This is a genomic window from Paenibacillus endophyticus, assembly GCF_014192395.1.
In the GTDB taxonomy this organism is placed as follows: domain Bacteria; phylum Bacillota; class Bacilli; order Paenibacillales; family Paenibacillaceae; genus Pristimantibacillus; species Pristimantibacillus endophyticus.
The window spans coordinates 385399-402757 of sequence record NZ_JACHXW010000004.1 but is presented as its reverse complement, the minus strand read 5'-3'; the positions used below and the strand labels follow the sequence as shown (position 1 = coordinate 402757).

At 45.5% G+C, this 17359-nt stretch carries 17 protein-coding genes; 10 read left to right on the top strand and 7 right to left on the bottom strand.

The features are described from left to right. Positions 1 to 121: 121 nt before the first annotated feature. From FHS16_RS09470 to FHS16_RS09460, 3 genes are all read left to right on the top strand, one after another. Positions 122 to 1195, top strand: coding sequence for an NAD(P)H-dependent flavin oxidoreductase (locus FHS16_RS09470; protein ID WP_183561263.1), 1074 nt, complete (start codon positions 122 to 124; stop codon positions 1193 to 1195). Positions 1196 to 1537: 342 nt separating this feature from the next. Next, a complete protein-coding gene (locus FHS16_RS09465; RefSeq protein ID WP_183561255.1) occupies positions 1538 to 2311 on the top strand; it encodes a DUF817 domain-containing protein in 774 nt (257 codons plus the stop codon). Between the two features lie 166 nt (positions 2312 to 2477). After that, positions 2478 to 2912 (top strand): DUF6526 family protein, encoded by a 435-nt coding sequence (locus tag FHS16_RS09460; protein WP_183561253.1) that lies wholly within the window; start codon positions 2478 to 2480, stop codon positions 2910 to 2912. Between the two features lie 181 nt (positions 2913 to 3093). Here FHS16_RS09460 and FHS16_RS09455 read toward each other — a convergent pair whose 3' ends face one another. Further along, positions 3094 to 3660, bottom strand: coding sequence for a TetR/AcrR family transcriptional regulator (locus tag FHS16_RS09455; RefSeq protein WP_183561251.1), 567 nt, complete (start codon positions 3658 to 3660; stop codon positions 3094 to 3096). A 162-nt stretch (positions 3661 to 3822) separates the two neighbouring features. Between FHS16_RS09455 and FHS16_RS09450 the strand changes: the two genes are divergently transcribed. From FHS16_RS09450 to FHS16_RS09440, 3 genes are all read left to right on the top strand, one after another. Beyond that, complete coding sequence (locus FHS16_RS09450; RefSeq protein WP_183561249.1) at positions 3823 to 4785, top strand: ketopantoate reductase family protein; 963 nt, start codon at positions 3823 to 3825, stop codon at positions 4783 to 4785. A gap of 155 nt (positions 4786 to 4940) precedes the next feature. Next, positions 4941 to 5240 carry a hypothetical protein gene (locus FHS16_RS09445; protein ID WP_183561247.1) on the top strand — a complete coding sequence of 100 codons (300 nt, stop codon included), beginning with the start codon at positions 4941 to 4943 and terminating at the stop codon, positions 5238 to 5240. Positions 5241 to 5253: 13 nt separating this feature from the next. Then, positions 5254 to 5712, top strand: coding sequence for a type II toxin-antitoxin system VapC family toxin (locus FHS16_RS09440; RefSeq protein ID WP_183561245.1), 459 nt, complete (start codon positions 5254 to 5256; stop codon positions 5710 to 5712). 172 nt (positions 5713 to 5884) lie between these two features. Here the strand turns inward: FHS16_RS09440 and FHS16_RS09435 are convergent, their stop codons facing one another. Then, positions 5885 to 6904 (bottom strand): hypothetical protein, encoded by a 1020-nt coding sequence (locus tag FHS16_RS09435; RefSeq protein ID WP_183561243.1) that lies wholly within the window; start codon positions 6902 to 6904, stop codon positions 5885 to 5887. 329 nt (positions 6905 to 7233) lie between these two features. Between FHS16_RS09435 and FHS16_RS09430 the strand changes: the two genes are divergently transcribed. Further along, positions 7234 to 8355 carry an NAD(P)/FAD-dependent oxidoreductase gene (locus FHS16_RS09430; protein WP_183561227.1) on the top strand — a complete coding sequence of 374 codons (1122 nt, stop codon included), beginning with the start codon at positions 7234 to 7236 and terminating at the stop codon, positions 8353 to 8355. A 97-nt stretch (positions 8356 to 8452) separates the two neighbouring features. On the opposite strand, the gene FHS16_RS09425 is transcribed toward FHS16_RS09430, so the two are convergent. Further along, positions 8453 to 9403, bottom strand: a complete 951-nt coding sequence (locus FHS16_RS09425; RefSeq protein WP_183561224.1) for a stalk domain-containing protein — start codon at positions 9401 to 9403, stop codon at positions 8453 to 8455. A 270-nt stretch (positions 9404 to 9673) separates the two neighbouring features. Continuing rightward, positions 9674 to 10375, bottom strand: coding sequence for a hypothetical protein (locus tag FHS16_RS09420; protein WP_183561222.1), 702 nt, complete (start codon positions 10373 to 10375; stop codon positions 9674 to 9676). Between the two features lie 158 nt (positions 10376 to 10533). On the opposite strand from FHS16_RS09420, the gene FHS16_RS09415 reads away from it, so the two are divergent. Both FHS16_RS09415 and FHS16_RS09410 read left to right on the top strand, forming a co-directional pair. After that, positions 10534 to 11265 carry a response regulator transcription factor gene (locus tag FHS16_RS09415; RefSeq protein ID WP_183561220.1) on the top strand — a complete coding sequence of 244 codons (732 nt, stop codon included), beginning with the start codon at positions 10534 to 10536 and terminating at the stop codon, positions 11263 to 11265. Further along, positions 11243 to 12616, top strand: a complete 1374-nt coding sequence (locus FHS16_RS09410; RefSeq protein ID WP_183561218.1) for a sensor histidine kinase — start codon at positions 11243 to 11245, stop codon at positions 12614 to 12616. The genes FHS16_RS09415 and FHS16_RS09410 overlap by 23 nt, the downstream gene beginning before the upstream one ends. A gap of 158 nt (positions 12617 to 12774) precedes the next feature. Here the strand turns inward: FHS16_RS09410 and FHS16_RS09405 are convergent, their stop codons facing one another. The 3 genes from FHS16_RS09405 to FHS16_RS09395 all read right to left on the bottom strand — a co-directional run bounded on the left by FHS16_RS09405 (position 12775) and on the right by FHS16_RS09395 (position 16595). After that, complete coding sequence (locus tag FHS16_RS09405) at positions 12775 to 13362, bottom strand: YjgB family protein (protein ID WP_183561216.1); 588 nt, start codon at positions 13360 to 13362, stop codon at positions 12775 to 12777. 243 nt (positions 13363 to 13605) lie between these two features. Then, positions 13606 to 15957 carry an MMPL family transporter gene (locus FHS16_RS09400; protein ID WP_183561214.1) on the bottom strand — a complete coding sequence of 784 codons (2352 nt, stop codon included), beginning with the start codon at positions 15955 to 15957 and terminating at the stop codon, positions 13606 to 13608. 47 nt (positions 15958 to 16004) lie between these two features. Beyond that, positions 16005 to 16595 (bottom strand): TetR/AcrR family transcriptional regulator, encoded by a 591-nt coding sequence (locus tag FHS16_RS09395; protein WP_246431675.1) that lies wholly within the window; start codon positions 16593 to 16595, stop codon positions 16005 to 16007. Between the two features lie 288 nt (positions 16596 to 16883). Between FHS16_RS09395 and FHS16_RS09390 the strand changes: the two genes are divergently transcribed. Next, positions 16884 to 17318 (top strand): MarR family winged helix-turn-helix transcriptional regulator, encoded by a 435-nt coding sequence (locus tag FHS16_RS09390; RefSeq protein WP_183561210.1) that lies wholly within the window; start codon positions 16884 to 16886, stop codon positions 17316 to 17318. Positions 17319 to 17359: the final 41 nt, after the last annotated feature.

Below are 17359 nucleotides of genomic sequence, written 5' to 3'. Positions count from 1 at the left end.
TTGCTATGATTCACAATAACATTTGTTAGCATGCTTGAATAGCTATTCCAGACTGCTAAACTTAAATATAGCCTTGAATATAACGATGCATGTATCTACATAAACAGGAGGTTCTAAGAAGATGGAAACAGAATTAACACGGTTACTGAACATTAAATACCCGATATTCCAAGCCCCAATGGCAGGCGGGTCGACAACGCCGGATTTAGTAGCTTCCGTTTCGAATGCCGGGGGACTCGGGAACCTTGGCGCCGGATATTTAACGCCTGAACAAATCCGGCTTGCGATCAGGGAAATCAGACAGAGAACAGATCGGCCCTTCGGCATTAATTTGTTCGTACCCGAGCAATCAAATACATCGGAAGAATCGATTTCTAGAATGAACGATTATTTGAATAAGATTCGTGCAGAGATTGGCATCGCTCCGAACCCTATCATCCCGAAATTTGCAGAGTCTTTCGAGGAGCAGGTACAAGCTGTTTTGGAAGAAAACGTCAAGCTATTTAGTTTTACTTTCGGCATACCGTCACTTGACGTAATTGAAGCGATGAAACAGGGCGGGACGATCGTCGTTGGCACGGCAACGACGGTCGAGGAAGGCAAGCTTTTGCAAGCTGCGGGGGTAGACGCAATCGTGGCTCAGGGAAGCGAAGCAGGAGGGCATCGCGGGAATTTCTTGAAGAGTACCACCGAATCCATGATCGGTACGATGGCGCTCGTTCCTCAAATGTTGGATCACGTTTCAATCCCTGTTATCGCTTCAGGCGGCATTATGGACGGTCGCGGGCTAATTGCCAGCCTGGCATTGGGCGCTTCTGCCGTGCAAATGGGCACCGCCTTTTTGGCGAGTGTTGAGAGTGGCGCACATGCCGAGTATAAACGGAAAATAAGGTCTTCAAACGAAGACTCAACTGAAATCACGAATACCTATTCTGGCAAAGCCGCTCGGGGCATTCTCACGAATTTTATGAATGACGTGCGTGCTTACCCCGGTCAAATTCCCGCCTACCCGATTCAGAACGCATTGACCAGGGACATACGCCAGGCTGCAGCCCAAAAGAATAATCCGGAATATATGTCATTGTGGGCAGGACAAGGTCTGCGGTTAGCTAAAGAGCGTCCTGCTGCTGAAATCATAAAGGAGACGATAGATCAGGCATCGGAGCTTATCCGTCGTTTTAAGCGTTTTGGCTAAAAAATGCATGTTTACGGCAGGGCATCGTTTTGCAAGAATCACAAGGGCAGTGTGCTTGAACGATAACCATCATGAAGGACATCTATTCAAACATGTCTTTCTATCGGATTATCGTTTAGGGCATTGTTCTTTTTTGTTACACGAATCCAGAACTCTAGATTGAAAATAAGAAACAAAAGCAATAAAAAATTCTATTTTTAATATTCAATTGAACCTATATGATTGTTTCGAAGGTTGGATTTAAGGGGGAGCAGGAGCTTGTGTTGTTAGAATAGCTTATTAGAATAGCTTAAACTCTGATGGTTGAGAAGTCTAAAGCTGCACGGCGAGGAGATAACAGCAATGAAACCAATCATACAGCTGCTTCATTTTGGCTATCATCAAGCGATGAGCTGCATATTTCCAGTTGCGATCTTTGGTACTTTAGCTCTTTCAAGCGCAATAGAGATTCCTTTCGTTTACCGATATGATGCCATTCTTCTAATCCTGCTTGCCGTGCAGTACCTTATGTACAGAAGCGGATTAGAAACACGAGATGAAATTAAAGTGATCTGTGTTTTTCACCTAATTGGATTGCTGCTGGAAATGTATAAGGTGACAATGGGATCTTGGTCGTATCCTGAGCCGGGCTTCACGAAATTGTTTGATGTACCGCTGTACAGCGGATTCATGTATGCAAGTGTTGCTAGCTTCATGTGCCAGATATGGCGAAGACTGAAGATGGACATAACAGGCTGGCCGGGGCTTTTAGCCGCGGGTCTGCTAGGCGGAGCCATCTATCTGAACTTCTTCACTCACCATTTCATTCCGGATTTTCGTTGGTGGCTGACAGGTCTCGTGCTCATTGTCTTTTGGAAAACCTGGATCATCTATCGGGTACGGACCAATACTTATCGAATGCCTTTGACGCTTGCTTTTGTTATCGTAGGTTTTTTCATCTGGTTGGCCGAAAATATCGCTACTTTTTTTAATGCATGGAAATATCCTGACCAGTACCAATCCTGGCAGTTGGTAAGTTTCAGCAAGATCAGCTCATGGTTCCTTCTGGTTATCATCAGCGTCATTATTGTTGCTCAACTGAAGCATGTCAAAGCTAGCCGGCATACGAATGTTTAACCGTCCGTATCGTATACAGCATGGATGATGAGAACTACTTTCCTCAAATCCGTTCAAAGTTTCACCTTTATATCATAGGTTTAATAATCAACATATCAAACGGAGGGGCAAAAAACGGCACTAGGATTAAAGACACGCGATGATGACGATAAAACGGGAGGTTTATATGGCAAATCAACATAATGGCAAATCACTGCGATTTCATCCACCTTATCACTTTGTAACACTCCCATTGGTTATGGCTGTATTTGTTTGGTCACTCATAAACGGCATTCAAGCATTGCGAAACGACGGCAACATTCCGAGCGCTGGCCTTTTCATGTTGATCGCCATAAGCTTAGTTTTTATTGCCATGATCGTTCGCGGGTATGCGACAAAAACCCAAGATCGGATCATACGGTTGGAAGAGCAGTTTAGGCATTATCGTTTAACCGGGCAAGAACTTGATCCTGCACTCTCTATCGCACAGATCATCGCATTGCGAAATGCGGATGACAAAGAGTTTACCGGTTTGTGTAAACGAGCTGTTGCCGAGCCGTTAAATCCTTCTCAAATCCGATCCCAAATCGAACACTGGCGTTTGGATTCGATGAGAATCTAGACAGGGCTGTCGATAGATATAGATAAAGCCAGCAATAAGCTCACGATCTGACTGCCTGAACAAGGCAGTCTTTTTTTAAAATATCATTTCGCCAACTTTCTCTATATTTCTACGCGAAACGTAAGCTTAGTCGCCAGAGGACGGCTTCAGCCGTTTACGCTTGTATGAAGACATTTAAAAGTCAAATAGATAATCGAGGTATTACTTGATTCGTCTCGAGAAGTACCCATAAATGTTCCGTTATCTCTTCTGACGAACAGGGCATTTCATGAGTAAGCCACCATTCAATGACTCCGACAGTCGCCGAGCTCAAAAATTGAACTAAAATATCTTTTTGCAGCTCGTTTAAGCTTAAATGATGATCAACGATTTGTTCGCGTATGCCTTGTATCATCATTTCTTGCAGGTGGTTTCTGAAGGAGGGAACGCCTTTATTCGTCAAGAGGGTTTTATAAAAAAACGCATTTTTCTCCATGAGTTCAAATGTACGCCGCAATGAATGCTTAGAAGGGTATGCATCTGCTGGATTCTCAGGCAAACAGCTGTCGATCAATTGTTCTATATTAACTTCTATGCATTTATCCAAAAGATCGTATTTGTCTATGTAATGCGAGTAAATGGTGCCTCGGTTAACATCTGCGTATTCTGCAATTTCGTTAATTGTGATTTTTTCGAAATCCTTGCTCGCCATTAGATGAATTAAGGCATTCATAATAGCTGTTTGGTTTTTTTTTATTCTTCGATCCATGGGATGCTCCTTTTATTAAACAAATGATCATACTTTGTTGAAAAACCGACAAAACTGATAAATCTAACGGTTGATTCACATTGGGCAAACGGATAACCTAATCATATCGAACAAATGTTGAAAAAACAACGATTGTACGTATGTACAGAAGGGGAGATAACGATGAGAATTTTAGTTTTTGGCGCAGGCGTCTTAGGCAGTTATCTTGCTCATGCCCTGGTGCGAGGAGATCATGATGTCACCGTTCTGGCCAGAGGTAAACGAGCAGAGCAATTGGAAAAAGACGGACTCGTTATTCGCCATTATTTTCAGCGCAGAACTACTGTTGATAGAGTAAACGTTATTCACGCCCTTCAACCAGAAGACTTATATGATCTTATTTTCGTTGTCATGAAATACAATGATTTTCAATCCGTGCTGCCAATTCTAGCTGAGAACAATAGCCAAAATATCGTACTTGTCGGCAATAATGCTGATGTTCATGGCATGCAAAACATTTTGCACGAGAGCAGTATTGTGAAAAAAAATGTCAGCTTCGGATTTCAGCTTAGCGGAGGTCTCCGTGAAGAGAGCGGACGCATCGTCTGTATTCGAGGAGGCGGGCAAATGGTACTAGGCAGTCTCACCGGTGAGATCCCATTCAAACATGTAGTAGAAGATGCCTTCAAGCATGTAAGCTACAAATTAACCTATCACGATGACATGGACGCGTGGCTTAAAAGTCATATCGTGCCGATAGTGGCATTGAACTCGATTAGTTATCTTTACGACGGTGATTACAAAAAAGCGTCTAAAGACAAAGCTCTTTTGAAGCAAGCCATCTCCGTTATGGATGAAGGGTTTCAGGTATTGGAGAAGCTAGGCTATACGGCTATTCCAGCTTCACTCGTAACCATCATTCGCAAGCATCGAACCGGATTATATTATGGGCTAAAAATGTATCATCATTTACCTTTTATTAAATGGGTAGATGGATCGTTTAGCGAAATAGCAGCCTTGTATGATACATTCGATAAATTGAAGCAACAAGCAAACATATCGACACCGAATTGGAACGCGTTTGAGAAACGAGCGACTGCTAAGTTTTCAAGTCATAACCTTCTCATTAACGGGCAGCATGCGTAGAATAAACAGTATCATTCAGTTGTTAAACCACCTTTCCAGGTGGTTTTTTTATGCGTTACCTTTTCCGTTAAAATCTTTCTTTGCGTCCACCCCCTGAAATCGACATAATTCGACGAAAATGTATAGGAACAATATATAAGGAGTGAATCCCGAAGGTGAATAATTATAAACGCTTCCTTCAGAATCAATTTGAAAAAGCGAAATCTACCGCGACAGAATTCATCTCTTCAAGAAGTGAAGAACAAGAAAAAAACATGATAGAGCTCCAATCACAGCACTATGTTGAGCTGAAATCACTCGCTGAAATGCAGCAAACGACAGTGCAAGCGATCGTTAACGGAATTGTTGTCCAATATTTAGCAAGCACCCCTAGCGAGTCAGTGCCTATTTCAGTGGATCAAAAAGAAGATAACCCGCTTCTTTATTTGGATGCCATTTGCAAACTAGTGGATTAAGGAGCGTAAACACATGGATAACCATTTGAACATACAGGATACGATTTTTTTGGATAGTACAGCTTTAGCTGCATTAATGAACCCTGAAGACCCACGCTATGTGAAAGCCCGTTCCCTGTTTCTGGATTTGCACGATCTGGAACGGAATTACATAACAACTAACTCCATCATATTTGAGCTTCACGAGTGGCTTCGCAATGAATACAGCTATCAGCAGGCGGAATATTTTCTGAAAGCAATTGATAAAGCGGTGAGTAAAGGCAAGCTGGCGGTCATCTCCAGCAGCCACGAATTTGATGGGGAATCACGCAGACTGCTGATGGACAGGCCAGAGCTCCATTTCTCGCTCAGCGAAGCATTCACTGCTGTGACCATGTCTTATTACCAGATAAAACGCATCTTTACCTTCAATCGCAATTACATGATGCTAGCCAATTTAGATAAGGAAATTCGTATTATTCCAACGAATTAAAGCTCTTTCGTAATTCGGCTAAACAATCCATTTCATATACACCGAAACCTGTCCAATGCGATAAGCTGACACCGATACGTTATCGGCGTCAGCTTATTTTTTTGTTTTGATTGCGTTGTTCAGAACATTTTTATCTCTGAGATATGAAGTTTGAATATCATTGGCTTATTTGTTAAACGCTGCCCAGCCAAATGATAGATACGGATGCACTAGTGATCGGTTGTGGAACCACATTTGGATAAATAATGGTTGAGCTTAAATCAATGGCTGGCTGGACCGTTCCCGCCGGGAACAACGGTCGTACTTCCAAAACGTCGCCGGCTGCCAATCTTACGATGACAGAAGCGCCAACGCTCGTAATCTGTTGATCTTGAAAAGCAGCAAGCCCAGAGACCGTAGAAGGAAACAAGACGTTGTTGACGAATAAGCCAAATGCACAATGAGTTTGTCCCGGAATGGGAAGGAATGAAACTTGCCAGCTAAGCGAATAATCGCCGGCAATCGGAACCGTGATGGAAGTTGCTGTCGCGGTTATGCCGCCAACTGCTATTGACCCCGGCTGATCGAATTGATTGAATCGTACGAGATCTGCAGGAGTTATGAATTGGCTGCCGGTATCGAATACGCTCGCATATACAGGTGAGAAAGTACCTGGAATCCCTTGTATTCCCTGTATTCCCTGAGGTCCTTGCGGTCCTTGCGGACCTTGCGGTCCAACTGGCCCTTGTGGCCCCGCAGGTCCGTTCATGTTAATAATCGTATTGATATTGTTGATTACTTGAGTAATCGTGGTCATTTGAATGGTCGTCATTGTAATGTTTTGCACGGTTATAAACAGCTGATTGATAACGACTTGTACTTGCATTGCTTTATCGAGAATCGATGTTGCGATTTCGTCCAAAATTCGAATAATCTCCTTGAGCAGCTTGATTAGCAAAGATGTGTTGCATATGCGATTGCGCTTTAACCAATCTTCGATTCTAATCAATTGCACGCGAAGGGTATGATTGCTAGCCATACTGCTCTCGCTGAGCGTCCTTGGAAGAATTTGTTCGATTGCTTCAAGTACCTCTATAAGATTGTTAACTTCGGAAGAAGGCAATCTGTTGGAGCAATGACGCTTTTTCTTTGGATTGCATGCTATTCTCTTCTTGCTGCTGCCTATTCTTGAAATAGGCTTTCTAATCGCCACGATCTCACCTCCAGCGTAATCTCATAAAACAATATATGAAGATCGAATAGATTCGTCTTCCGCACTTGTCCCCTATTGAAATAATTAGACGAGTATCATTCAATGATTGATGTGAGGGATGGATATTTCACTAGGATTCATAGCCTTAGTGACCAAAGAAAATGGAAGATTGGTTTTGCAGGAATAATTAAAAAAAATGTCGAAATACTTTTGAATAGCAAGGGTAACGAGTGATTAACGGAGCAGAAAATGAAGATACTACTCCTGGTCTCAAACGGAATGAAGAACAAGAAAATCGCTCAGCGGTCGCAGAATGGGGTGGAATCAGCATGAAAATCATTGTCATTGGAGCGGGCATTGCAGGAGCATCAACCGCTTACCAATTGGCTAAGCAAGGAGCAGATGTCATCATTATCGATCGGAAAGATGAAGGACAAGCGACGGACGCTGCTGCTGGCATTATTTGCCCTTGGCTGTCGCAGCGCCGCAATAAGGCTTGGTATCGGCTTGCAAAAGCTGGAGCGCGCTACTATCCCATGCTGATCAAAGAGCTTGAAAGCGAAGGGGAAACGGATACCGGTTATGCAAAGGTGGGGGCACTCAGCATACATACGGATTCTGTGAAGCTAGACAAAATGGAAGAGCGGGCATACGGGCGTATGGAAGATGCGCCAGAAATCGGTGAAATTACACGGCTTGATGAGAATGGGACACGAGCGCGATTCCCGCTGCTTGTGGATGGATATTCCTCCATACATATTAGCGGAGCTGCCCGAGTCGATGGCCGCGCACTTCGTGATGCGTTGCTCCGATCTGCACAAAGAAACGGAGCAGCGCTTATATACGGGGATGCTAAGCTAGAATATCAATCCAAACGTGTTACAGGCGTAACGATAGGGGGAGAACGCTACGAGGCTGATATCGTTATCGTCTGTGCAGGAGCTTGGGCGAAAATGCTGCTGCAGCCTTTAGGCATTCAATTCAACGTCAGCTATCAAAAAGCACAAATTATGCACGTACTGATTCCGGATGCTAGCCAAACTACGGGCAGCTGGCCAGTCATTATGCCTCCTTCCGATCAATATTTGCTCGCCTTCGCGCAGCAAAAAATCGTAATGGGGGCGACTCATGAAAATAATATCGAAGGCTATGATACGAGAATCACACCAGGAGGCATGCACGAAATTTTGAACAAAAGCCTTGCATTTGCACCCGATCTGGCGGATAGCACGTTCCAGGAAGTCAGGGTAGGCTTTCGTCCTTTCACAGCTGATTTCCTTCCAGTCATAGGCGCCTTTCCCGATTGGGAAGGGTTGTTGGCTGTAAATGGCCTTGGTGCCTCAGGCTTAACGATGGGCCCGTACATCGGAGTCCAATTGGCCAAATTAGCAATGGGCATGGAGTTAGATATTGATTTAACGGATTATGACATGAGTAAAGCCATTAGCTAACCTTCGTTTCATAGCCATTAAGCTGCAAGAAAACGAAATATACTTACTTTGAAATCCGCTTTTTCAAGCGGGTTTTTTTATGGAATTTTTGATTGAATTATTGATGAAATGGATCAATCAAAGGAACCGATATTTGAAAAGCTTCCTCAAAGAAGGCTACAGGAACGAGGAGTTCGCCATGATCTCCGAGAAATGAGGATAAAGGATTTTGCTGCGGCGTTCCGTTAATGACAATTTTTTCTCCCCAATGATTGATTTGCAGCACCAAATCTCCCTTGGTCATCGTGACGCTAGAAGTGGATTCATCCCATTGGATGTCGGCGTCGATCATAGCAGCAAGCTTCCTAGCGGGAAAACGGCTCTCGTTATAGGAATGAAGGGCAGCTGCCGAACTCATTTTTTTCAAATTTTCTCCAGGTATCCGAAACGCAATACGATACGATTCGTTTTCTGGTTCCAAGAGGAATAATACTGTACCGAATCGCGGCTGTTTCATTTGCTTCAAGGCATGAATTGTCTGATACATTTGTTCAAAATCATTAGTAACCATCCCCCTCTGGAATTGAAAGGTAACATCGAAGGTTAAGGCTTCCTGCTTGTAATTCGGGACTATTCCGCCATTTTTTCTGGCAGCGTAGCTGGCTGCTGTGCAGCAGGTGAAGTCCATATATAGCGCACTCTTAAACTCCTCACTCATATTTACTAAATGCTGGAGCACATCTTCTCTCACCTGATGGAGCCATAATGTGCCTACATAGTCGTCCCTGAAGCCGCCAGAACTTTCATCGCTCGGGTATACGCTAAATTCAAGATTTTTTGCGTTTTTCGGGTGAACGCGTGCTTGGATGGGTTCGATATTATCCCATAAATAAGTGACATGTTTAATCGCCATGGGCTCGTTATAGGTTTGCTCTAAATAATTATTCACTTTGTAACCATAAACCGTTTTTTTAATCATTCCATAACGCAACTCTAATACGCCTACTGCAAGCAATAGCAGAAATAAAACGATCGATCCTACTACCATTTTCCCTTTCACATTTCTCATTCTCGATATGCAGCTCCCTTCTTATAAGTAGACGTGATGTATATTAGATTTGTTTCCAATTACAGGGGATGGTCTACGTATTCGATTTTCTATTGGAAAGGAAAGACGCTGGAAAATATAAGCGACAATGATGGAAAAAACGACACCCTCACCGAAAAGTCGGTACAGGGTGTCGTTTTTATCATGTTGACCTTTGCCTTGTTTTAAGAAAACATAAGAAGTTTAGTCGGCTCAAGATACTGGGCTGCCTATCATTTATAGCATTACACGTTATTTATTACGGTGATCCCCGTCTTGCAATAGTGAAGTAATTTCCTGCTTGTACAGCTCTAGCTGCTTCGCAAGCGCTTCTCTAATGGAAACTTCATCATTGGCTTTGACCGCTTTCTCTAGGGCTATCATGCCATTAAAGAATGGAGAGACTTTGATTTCAATAGCTGAATTAGCCGTTGTAGTTCCAGCAACGGCAATCGTGCCGCTCGCATGCAAAGGTACGCTCGTTAGTTGAGCAGAGACGTGATCTACGGCGTATGCCTTAATGGATGCGAGTTCTTTTTCGCTTACGGGAACCGCTTGAAGCGTTGTTGGAGCGGCAGTTGATAAGCTGAGCTCCTTCGACGACAGACTTAGACGAGGTAGTGCGACTCCTGCCTCATTAACTTCTCCAATGCTAACTGCTTCGAAGCGTTTTGATACAAGGCTATCGTATTGTGCAATAACAGCCTGCCACTCCTTCACCGAATCTTTTGCATAGGTTTCTGCCAGTTTAATGGGATCAATGAGTTGGAATGCAGCGGTGCTGGCAATGGCCTCTAATTTAATCGGCTCCATCAAGTGAGTTGAGGAGATCGCAGTAACGCGGTCCAGCTTTGTATTGGTGTGGGCGGAGTCTGCAAAAACAGTAGGGCCAGCTACAGCTGACAGCAGCAAAGTGGACAAGGCGGCATTTTTGAAGATCATTTTGTAATTCATGGTTAACACTCCTTCAAGGTTTGGGTTTGTCTTACAGGACCTAGTGTATCGTTCAATGATGGCAATCCATGTGAAGATTTGTGGAAAAACAGTGGCACAGCCCCTTTCGTTACTCTAGCTTGCTATAATAATAGAGATCCAGAATAGGAGGATATGCAATGAACCCATATTTAATCGCGATCATCGACGATGATCAACATATACGCGAGCTGGTTGAGGCTTATTTGAAGAAAGAGCAATTCCGTACGGTGGCACTGGCAAGTGCTGAAGAGGGGCTGGTGCAGCTGAACGTGGAACCGCCTGACATGTGGATTCTAGATATTATGCTTCCCGGCATGGATGGCTATGAGTTTTGCAGACATATCCGCCGTGACGCGGAGGTTCCGATTATGATGATCTCCGCTAGAGATAACGAGGTTGACAAAATATTAGGGCTGGAGCTAGGCAGCGATGATTATATGGTTAAGCCTTTCAGTCCAAGAGAAATGGTAGCCCGGGTCAAACGACAGCTTCAACGCTGGTATAAGCGAAGGACGAGGGAGGAAGAAAAGCAGGTTTCATCGGTTGTGCTGCTTGAAGCAGGCCAATTCCAACTTGCTCTAGACGAAAGACGCGTATTCTGGTGCGGGGAGGAAGTGGATGTGACATCCAAGGAGTTCGCTCTGCTTCAGACGCTTGCCGAACGGCCTAATCGCGCTTTTGCCAGAGATGAGCTGTTGACCCTTATCTGGGGTGACGATTATTTTGGGAGCGATCGGGCGGTCGATCATTTGGTGAAGCGGCTTCGCAAAAAAATCGAGGAGCTTCCCGTGGAAGCGGTATGGGGACATGGTTACCGTCTGCGGATGAATGGAGGGGAGATGCGGCATGAAGCTTCTTTATCAGATTAATTTGGCGTTTGCATTTCTGCTCATTCTCGTTCTGTCGCTAACAGCCGTAATGTTCCATTATGTGCTGCTTGATCATTTTATAGAGGTTCAGAAGAAGGATATGATTCAAATGGGGCAGTCCATTTCATTGAACCTGCAGGAGGTGGGTGAAATAAAAGCCTTGCCAGCAAGCAGCGTGGTGGGAGGCGCCATAGCTTCTGTAGCGAAGCAGTCGCTCGTCGAGGTTGATGCGATTTTAACGGATGCCAGCCAAAACATTTTATATAGTTCGCTTGAGCCCGTGCAGGTAGATATACAGTCCGTGCCCATTCTGCAACCGAGCGCGCTGGCTGCTTCCAGTTCTACGACAGGAACTCAATTCATTACGGCTGCAAGCACGATTCCGCAAGGCGGTACCTTGACCCTGCTCACACCGATTAGCAAAATAAAGCTAATTGAGCAATCGTTGCTGGGCAGGCTGCTTATCGTGCTTTGCGGTGGCGTCATATTTGCTTTTTTGCTGAGCCTAATGATTACAAGGAAACTCATCAAACCTCTCATGAAGCTCCAAGTCGAGCTGAAAAAGGTTAAGGGACGCCGCTTCTCGGAGGTAAAGCTCATTAAAGCCGATGGCGAAATAGGAGACGTTGCAAAGTCGGTTTACGAGCTTGCTGGCGAGCTGAACAAATATAATGTTATCCAGCGGCAGTTTATTCAAAATGCGTCGCATGAACTTAAAACGCCATTGATGTCGATTTCAGGCTACGCAGAAGGAATCCGTGACGGGATTTTTGAAGGGGAACAAGTCGGTAAAGGACTGGACATCATTATGAGCGAAAGCAGCCGGCTGAAAAATATCGTGACGGAGATGACCCTGCTCGCTAAGCTCGATGGAGAGGAAGAGCATTTTAAGCCAGACCGCGTCAGCCTGACCGAATGGATTGAAGAGACGATAGAGCGTATCAATCCCGTGCTGGTAAAAAACCATGTGACGATAACGACTTCCATTCTTCCTAGGGATAGAGGAAAGCTGGCGATTTATGGTGACCAGGACAAGCTGATGCAAGCGCTCCTGAACGTGGTATCCAATGCGGCTAGACATGCGCGCAGCACCATTCTAATTCAGGCTGGAATTGGCCTAGATGGCATTGAGCTATCAATAATAGATGATGGTGAGGGTATATCTGAAGAGTTGCTGCCCCATCTGTTTCACCGTTTCGTGAAGGGCAAGGATGGGGAAACAGGGCTTGGCCTTGCCATTTCCCGCGCGATTGTTGAGCGATGCGGAGGAATGATTTCGGCTCAGAATCGTCCTGAAGGCGGTGCACACATCCGTCTGCTATTTCCGGTAATCGTACAGGCAGCAGCTTAGATGCATAGTAGGGCAGCGTTCCTTCAGAGATGCATTGCGAGTTATCTAACGATGTTTAAGTTAACATGATTGTATAGGACCCTATTGGAAATCAAAGAAAGGCTTCCGATTTTATTCAATCGGAAGCCTTTCTTTATGTTAACCATTACATGTTGGATTTATTTATGCGTGAGATTGATGTGGTCTAGCTCCGTGCTGCTATTGAAAATGAAGGAAAGCTGGTAATCGCCGCGATTGTATACGATTTTCTTCTGGGTCAGTTTACCATTGTGGATCGTCTTCGCAGAGCTCGGCATTCCCCATGCTTTGTATAGCATGCTTTGCGTAATGCCGCCAATATTGTTTTGCCGCTCCACGTTGGTACCGAAATAGCGAAGCTCGCGAATTTTGTTCAATTTATAGGATATGGCATAACCGGGATGACCCATTTCGGCATGATAAACGTCAAACGCATCCGCATCCTTGCCAGGCGCTTCCGCTTTTCCAATTAGGTCCTGTACGTCTTGGCGGGTGCTTGTACCGAGTGTTAGTCCTTTAACATTGCCAGGGAATTGGCCTTTTAGTGCTACTTTGTAAAAGCTATTCAGCGTCTTAAGCGCTTGAGCGTTATCGGCTTTGGAAACGGCCGCTGCGGCGGCTGCTTTGTCCGGAACGAGTGATCCTGTAAAGCTTGCGACAGAAAGAGCGGATACGCCTGCGATCATAGCGGCAATTGTTATTTTTTTGATGCGTTGTGTCTTATTCATGATGGATTTCAAATCTCCTTTATGTGCGGATTATGAATCAATTGCTCATTCACACATACAAACGCAGGCACCAAAGAATATGTTGCAGCGGTTAGGCGAGTTTGTGCAGCAAACTTCGGAGGCAGGGAATATGTGGTCGGATCTATCCGTAAAAAAACCTTCAACACCACTTTAAAAGTGGAGGTGAAGGTTCTGGCTACTTCCGTATTTTACTAGGACGATTCATGAATGCATGAAATAATCTTACCGAACTTTACGCAAATTAGTCTTGACGTTACCTGAGCGTTCCTGTTCCTTCAGCTGAGCAAGCAGCTTATCTCCTTCGACGTCAAGGTTCGGCAGAAGGCGGTCTAACCATTTCGGAAGCCACCATGCTTTATCTCCGAATACGGCCATGACTGCCGGTACGAGAGCCATACGGACGAAAAACGCGTCGATTAGTATGCCGATCGCAAGCGCGAAGCCGATCTGCTTAATCATAATATCATGTGCAAAGATAAAGCCGGCGAACACGGAAACCATGATAACTGCAGCCGCTACGACGACTCTGCTTGCTTGATCGTAGCCGTGAATGACGCTCTCTTTGCCATGATGTCCATGAACGTAGGACTCTCGCATGGAGCTGACAAGGAACACTTGATAATCCATCGCTAGCCCGTATAGTATGCCCGTAACCATAATCGGCATGAAACTGAGCAGCGGACCGCCCGTGTCGAAACCGAATAGATCATTCACCCAGCCCCATTGGAATACGGCAGTCGTTATCCCGAAGGTGGCGAGAATGCTGAGCAGGAACCCGACCGTCGCTTTGACGGGAACGATGATTGAACGGAATACGAGAAGCAGAATGATGATCGAAAGAATGACGATAATAATGACGTAGATCGGGAACACCTCAGCCAGCTTCGACGACATATCGATGTTGATGGCTGTAAAACCAGTAACGCCTATCTTAATGTCATAAGACTTCGACATACTGGAGTCATTGGCACGGAGCTCCTGTACCAAATCCTTCGTCTCTTTATCCGTAGGACCCGTTTTTGGGATGAGGCTAATAATGGCCATATCTCCGGATTCGTTGACGCCCATAGGCGTAACGACAGAAACGTTGTCATGCTGCTGCAGCTCTTGAACAAGAGCACCAAGCGCTTCCATCGTAATGGCTTCCGAAGAACCTTGCGGCTCGGCAACCAGGAGCAGCGGGCCGTTGAAGCCCTCGCCGAATCCATTTGAAATCGCATCGTAGCTCTGTCTTGCTGTTGTATCAAAGTTCGCAGTCGCACCTGATGGGATGCCCATTTCCATTTTCGCAGCAGGGATTGCGGCCGCACCGAGGATAACGATGACGGCAACGATGATAGCCCAGCGGCCTTTTACGACTCCAGATACCCAGCGATGCGCGAACCCATTCGGATTTTTGCTGCTTTGGCTGCTGTTCTTCGTGCGAGCCTTGGCCGAGCAGATGCGTTCACCAACGAGACCGAGTAAAGCCGGCAGCAGGGTCAATGCGACTAGCACATTGGCAAGAACAGCTACAGCGGCAACAAGCGCCATTGCAGACAAGAAGCCGATCCCGATAACAACCATGCCGCACAATGCAATAATAACGGTTAAACCGGCAAAGAATACTGCACTGCCTGCGGTGCCGACTGCTCTGCTTGCCGCTTCCTGTGCGCTAATTCCCTGTTCTAGAATCATGCGGCGCTGACGGTTGACGATAAACAGAGAATAATCAATACCGACAGCAAGCCCGACCATAAGTGCCAGCACAGGCGTAAGATCGGTCATATGGAAAATATTCGAGAAGGCAAAAGCGCCGCCTACACTTATTCCAACTCCAATGAGAGCAGTCAGAAGAGGCAAGCCTGCAGCAACAACCGAACCGAGAGTCATGAACAGAACTACGGCAGCGACGGCAATACCGATGGCTTCCGTCGAGCCGATTGCAGGCTTAGTGGACAGCGAGTCACTCGGCAATGCAGTAATTCCGGTCTTCTCGACTGTCATGACAGCATCGATGACCGAATCAGGGACCCATTCCGGCAGCGACATTTGCTGAACCGTAAACTGGAATTGGAACAGGGCAACGCTGCTGTCCGAGGCGATCATGACGCCCGGTACCGGAACGCCATCTATCATCAGCGGGCCGTAGGGCGGCAATTCGCTTGCAGCTCCTTGCGTTGACCCGGCAGCTGCTTCGCCTTGCGTCGTTTGGCTGCCTTGCGCAGCCGCGTCAGTCATTGATGCTCCAGCTTGCGCAGCCAATTCAATCGGATTAATTACATATTCCAGCTTGTATACCTCATTAACAGCTTCGTTAATAGAGCTCAAACGATCCGGCGTATTCAGACTCTCGCCCTCTGGCGCCGTAAATACAATGCTTGCCTGTCCGCCTGATGCTTCGGGCAGCTCTGCTGTTAACTGGTCCAGCACTTTCTGCGATTCAGTGCCCTCGATTTTCATGTCAGAAGTAACATGAATGCCATTGATACCCAAAATCGTGAGAACAATGCCGAGGAGCGCGATCCAACTGACAATGAAATACCATGGTTTGCTATAAGCTGATTTGCCTAATCTGTACAGAAAAATTGACATGCGTTAATGATTCTCCTTTGCATAAAGAAATAACATGTGATCTTGAACTAGAAACCGTTGCGCAAGTAACCGAACATATCATCCAAATAATGATCGAGTGTAACTGCTTCAGGCATTTCAGGGGCAGTCTGTCCAGGAAGCAGCACGTTGAGGCTGCCATCCAGCAAGGGCAAGACAGCTCCGTAAACAGCGCCGACGAGCAGATGCGTGTACCCTTCGGGATAACGTCCGTGGGATAAGTTACTTATTGTCTCCTGGGCGGATATTTGCAAACGGTGCAGCCCGCTGAGTATGTATGGCTCAAGTGACGGGTACTGCTTCGAAAGCGAAACAAGCTGTTGTAATTTCACGAAATGATCTGCTGTAAGCTGCATCTTCATCAAATGATACAGGATCTCAAGGGGAGGGACATTTTCGTTTAAGCCTGCTATCCATTCCTTGATTTCATCAGCGCCATTGAAGATGAGAGCCGCCGAAGCGATCGCTTCCTCCTTGCAGGAATAGTGATTCGCAAACGTTCTTCTGGAATAACCGGCACGCTGAACGACATCCTCGACGACAAAGCCGTCCAACCCTTTCTCCAGAGCAAGAGCGAAAGCTGCATCGGCAAGCGCATTCCCGGTTGCTTCCCTTTTCATATCGCGTAAACTTTGTTTGTTCATCATGTAACGCTTAAGCGTTCACCTCTTTTCAGATTGACTAGCAGCTTCTTTAACATGGAATGTATATATATATTATTGCCCAATGGGCAACGATGCACAATGAGCAAGTTGTGACGGATTTGTGGCGCCGAGGTTTAAGTCGCAATCTACCCATAAAAAAGTCGGGAAAGTGCTAATCAAGGAGTCGCAAATATGTTAGTCGACTAACAAGTTATATGCTAAAATGAAATGGAGCTGAATTGGAATAGAGACAAGGAGGGCGAAATGAAGGCAGACCGATCAATTGCGCTGGAACTCCGAACGCTGAGAAATATGCTGCAGAGACAGGTTGACGGGTTTATGACTCAAAAATACGGCGATCAATTAACCGGCATGCACGGTTGGGTGCTGAAGTATTTTGTCGATAACCAGGACAAAGAAATTTTTCAACGCGATTTCGAAAACAAGTTTACGATTCGTCGTTCGACGGCGAGCAAGATTTTGCAATTAATGGAGAAAAAGAACCTCATCACAAGGCAGCCTGTTCCCTACGATGCACGATTGAAGCAGATCATCCTTACGCCGACCGCGCACGAGTATTATGAAGCGATAATCGGCAAGTATGCTGAAATCGAGCGCGAGTTGAAGAAGGGGTTAACGCGAGAGGAGCTCGATACCTTTTATTCTGTGCTTGATAAAATTAAAAGTAATCTGGAGTAGCAGTCGTCAAAGTTGTTAGGGCGGCTTTAATTATTGTAATA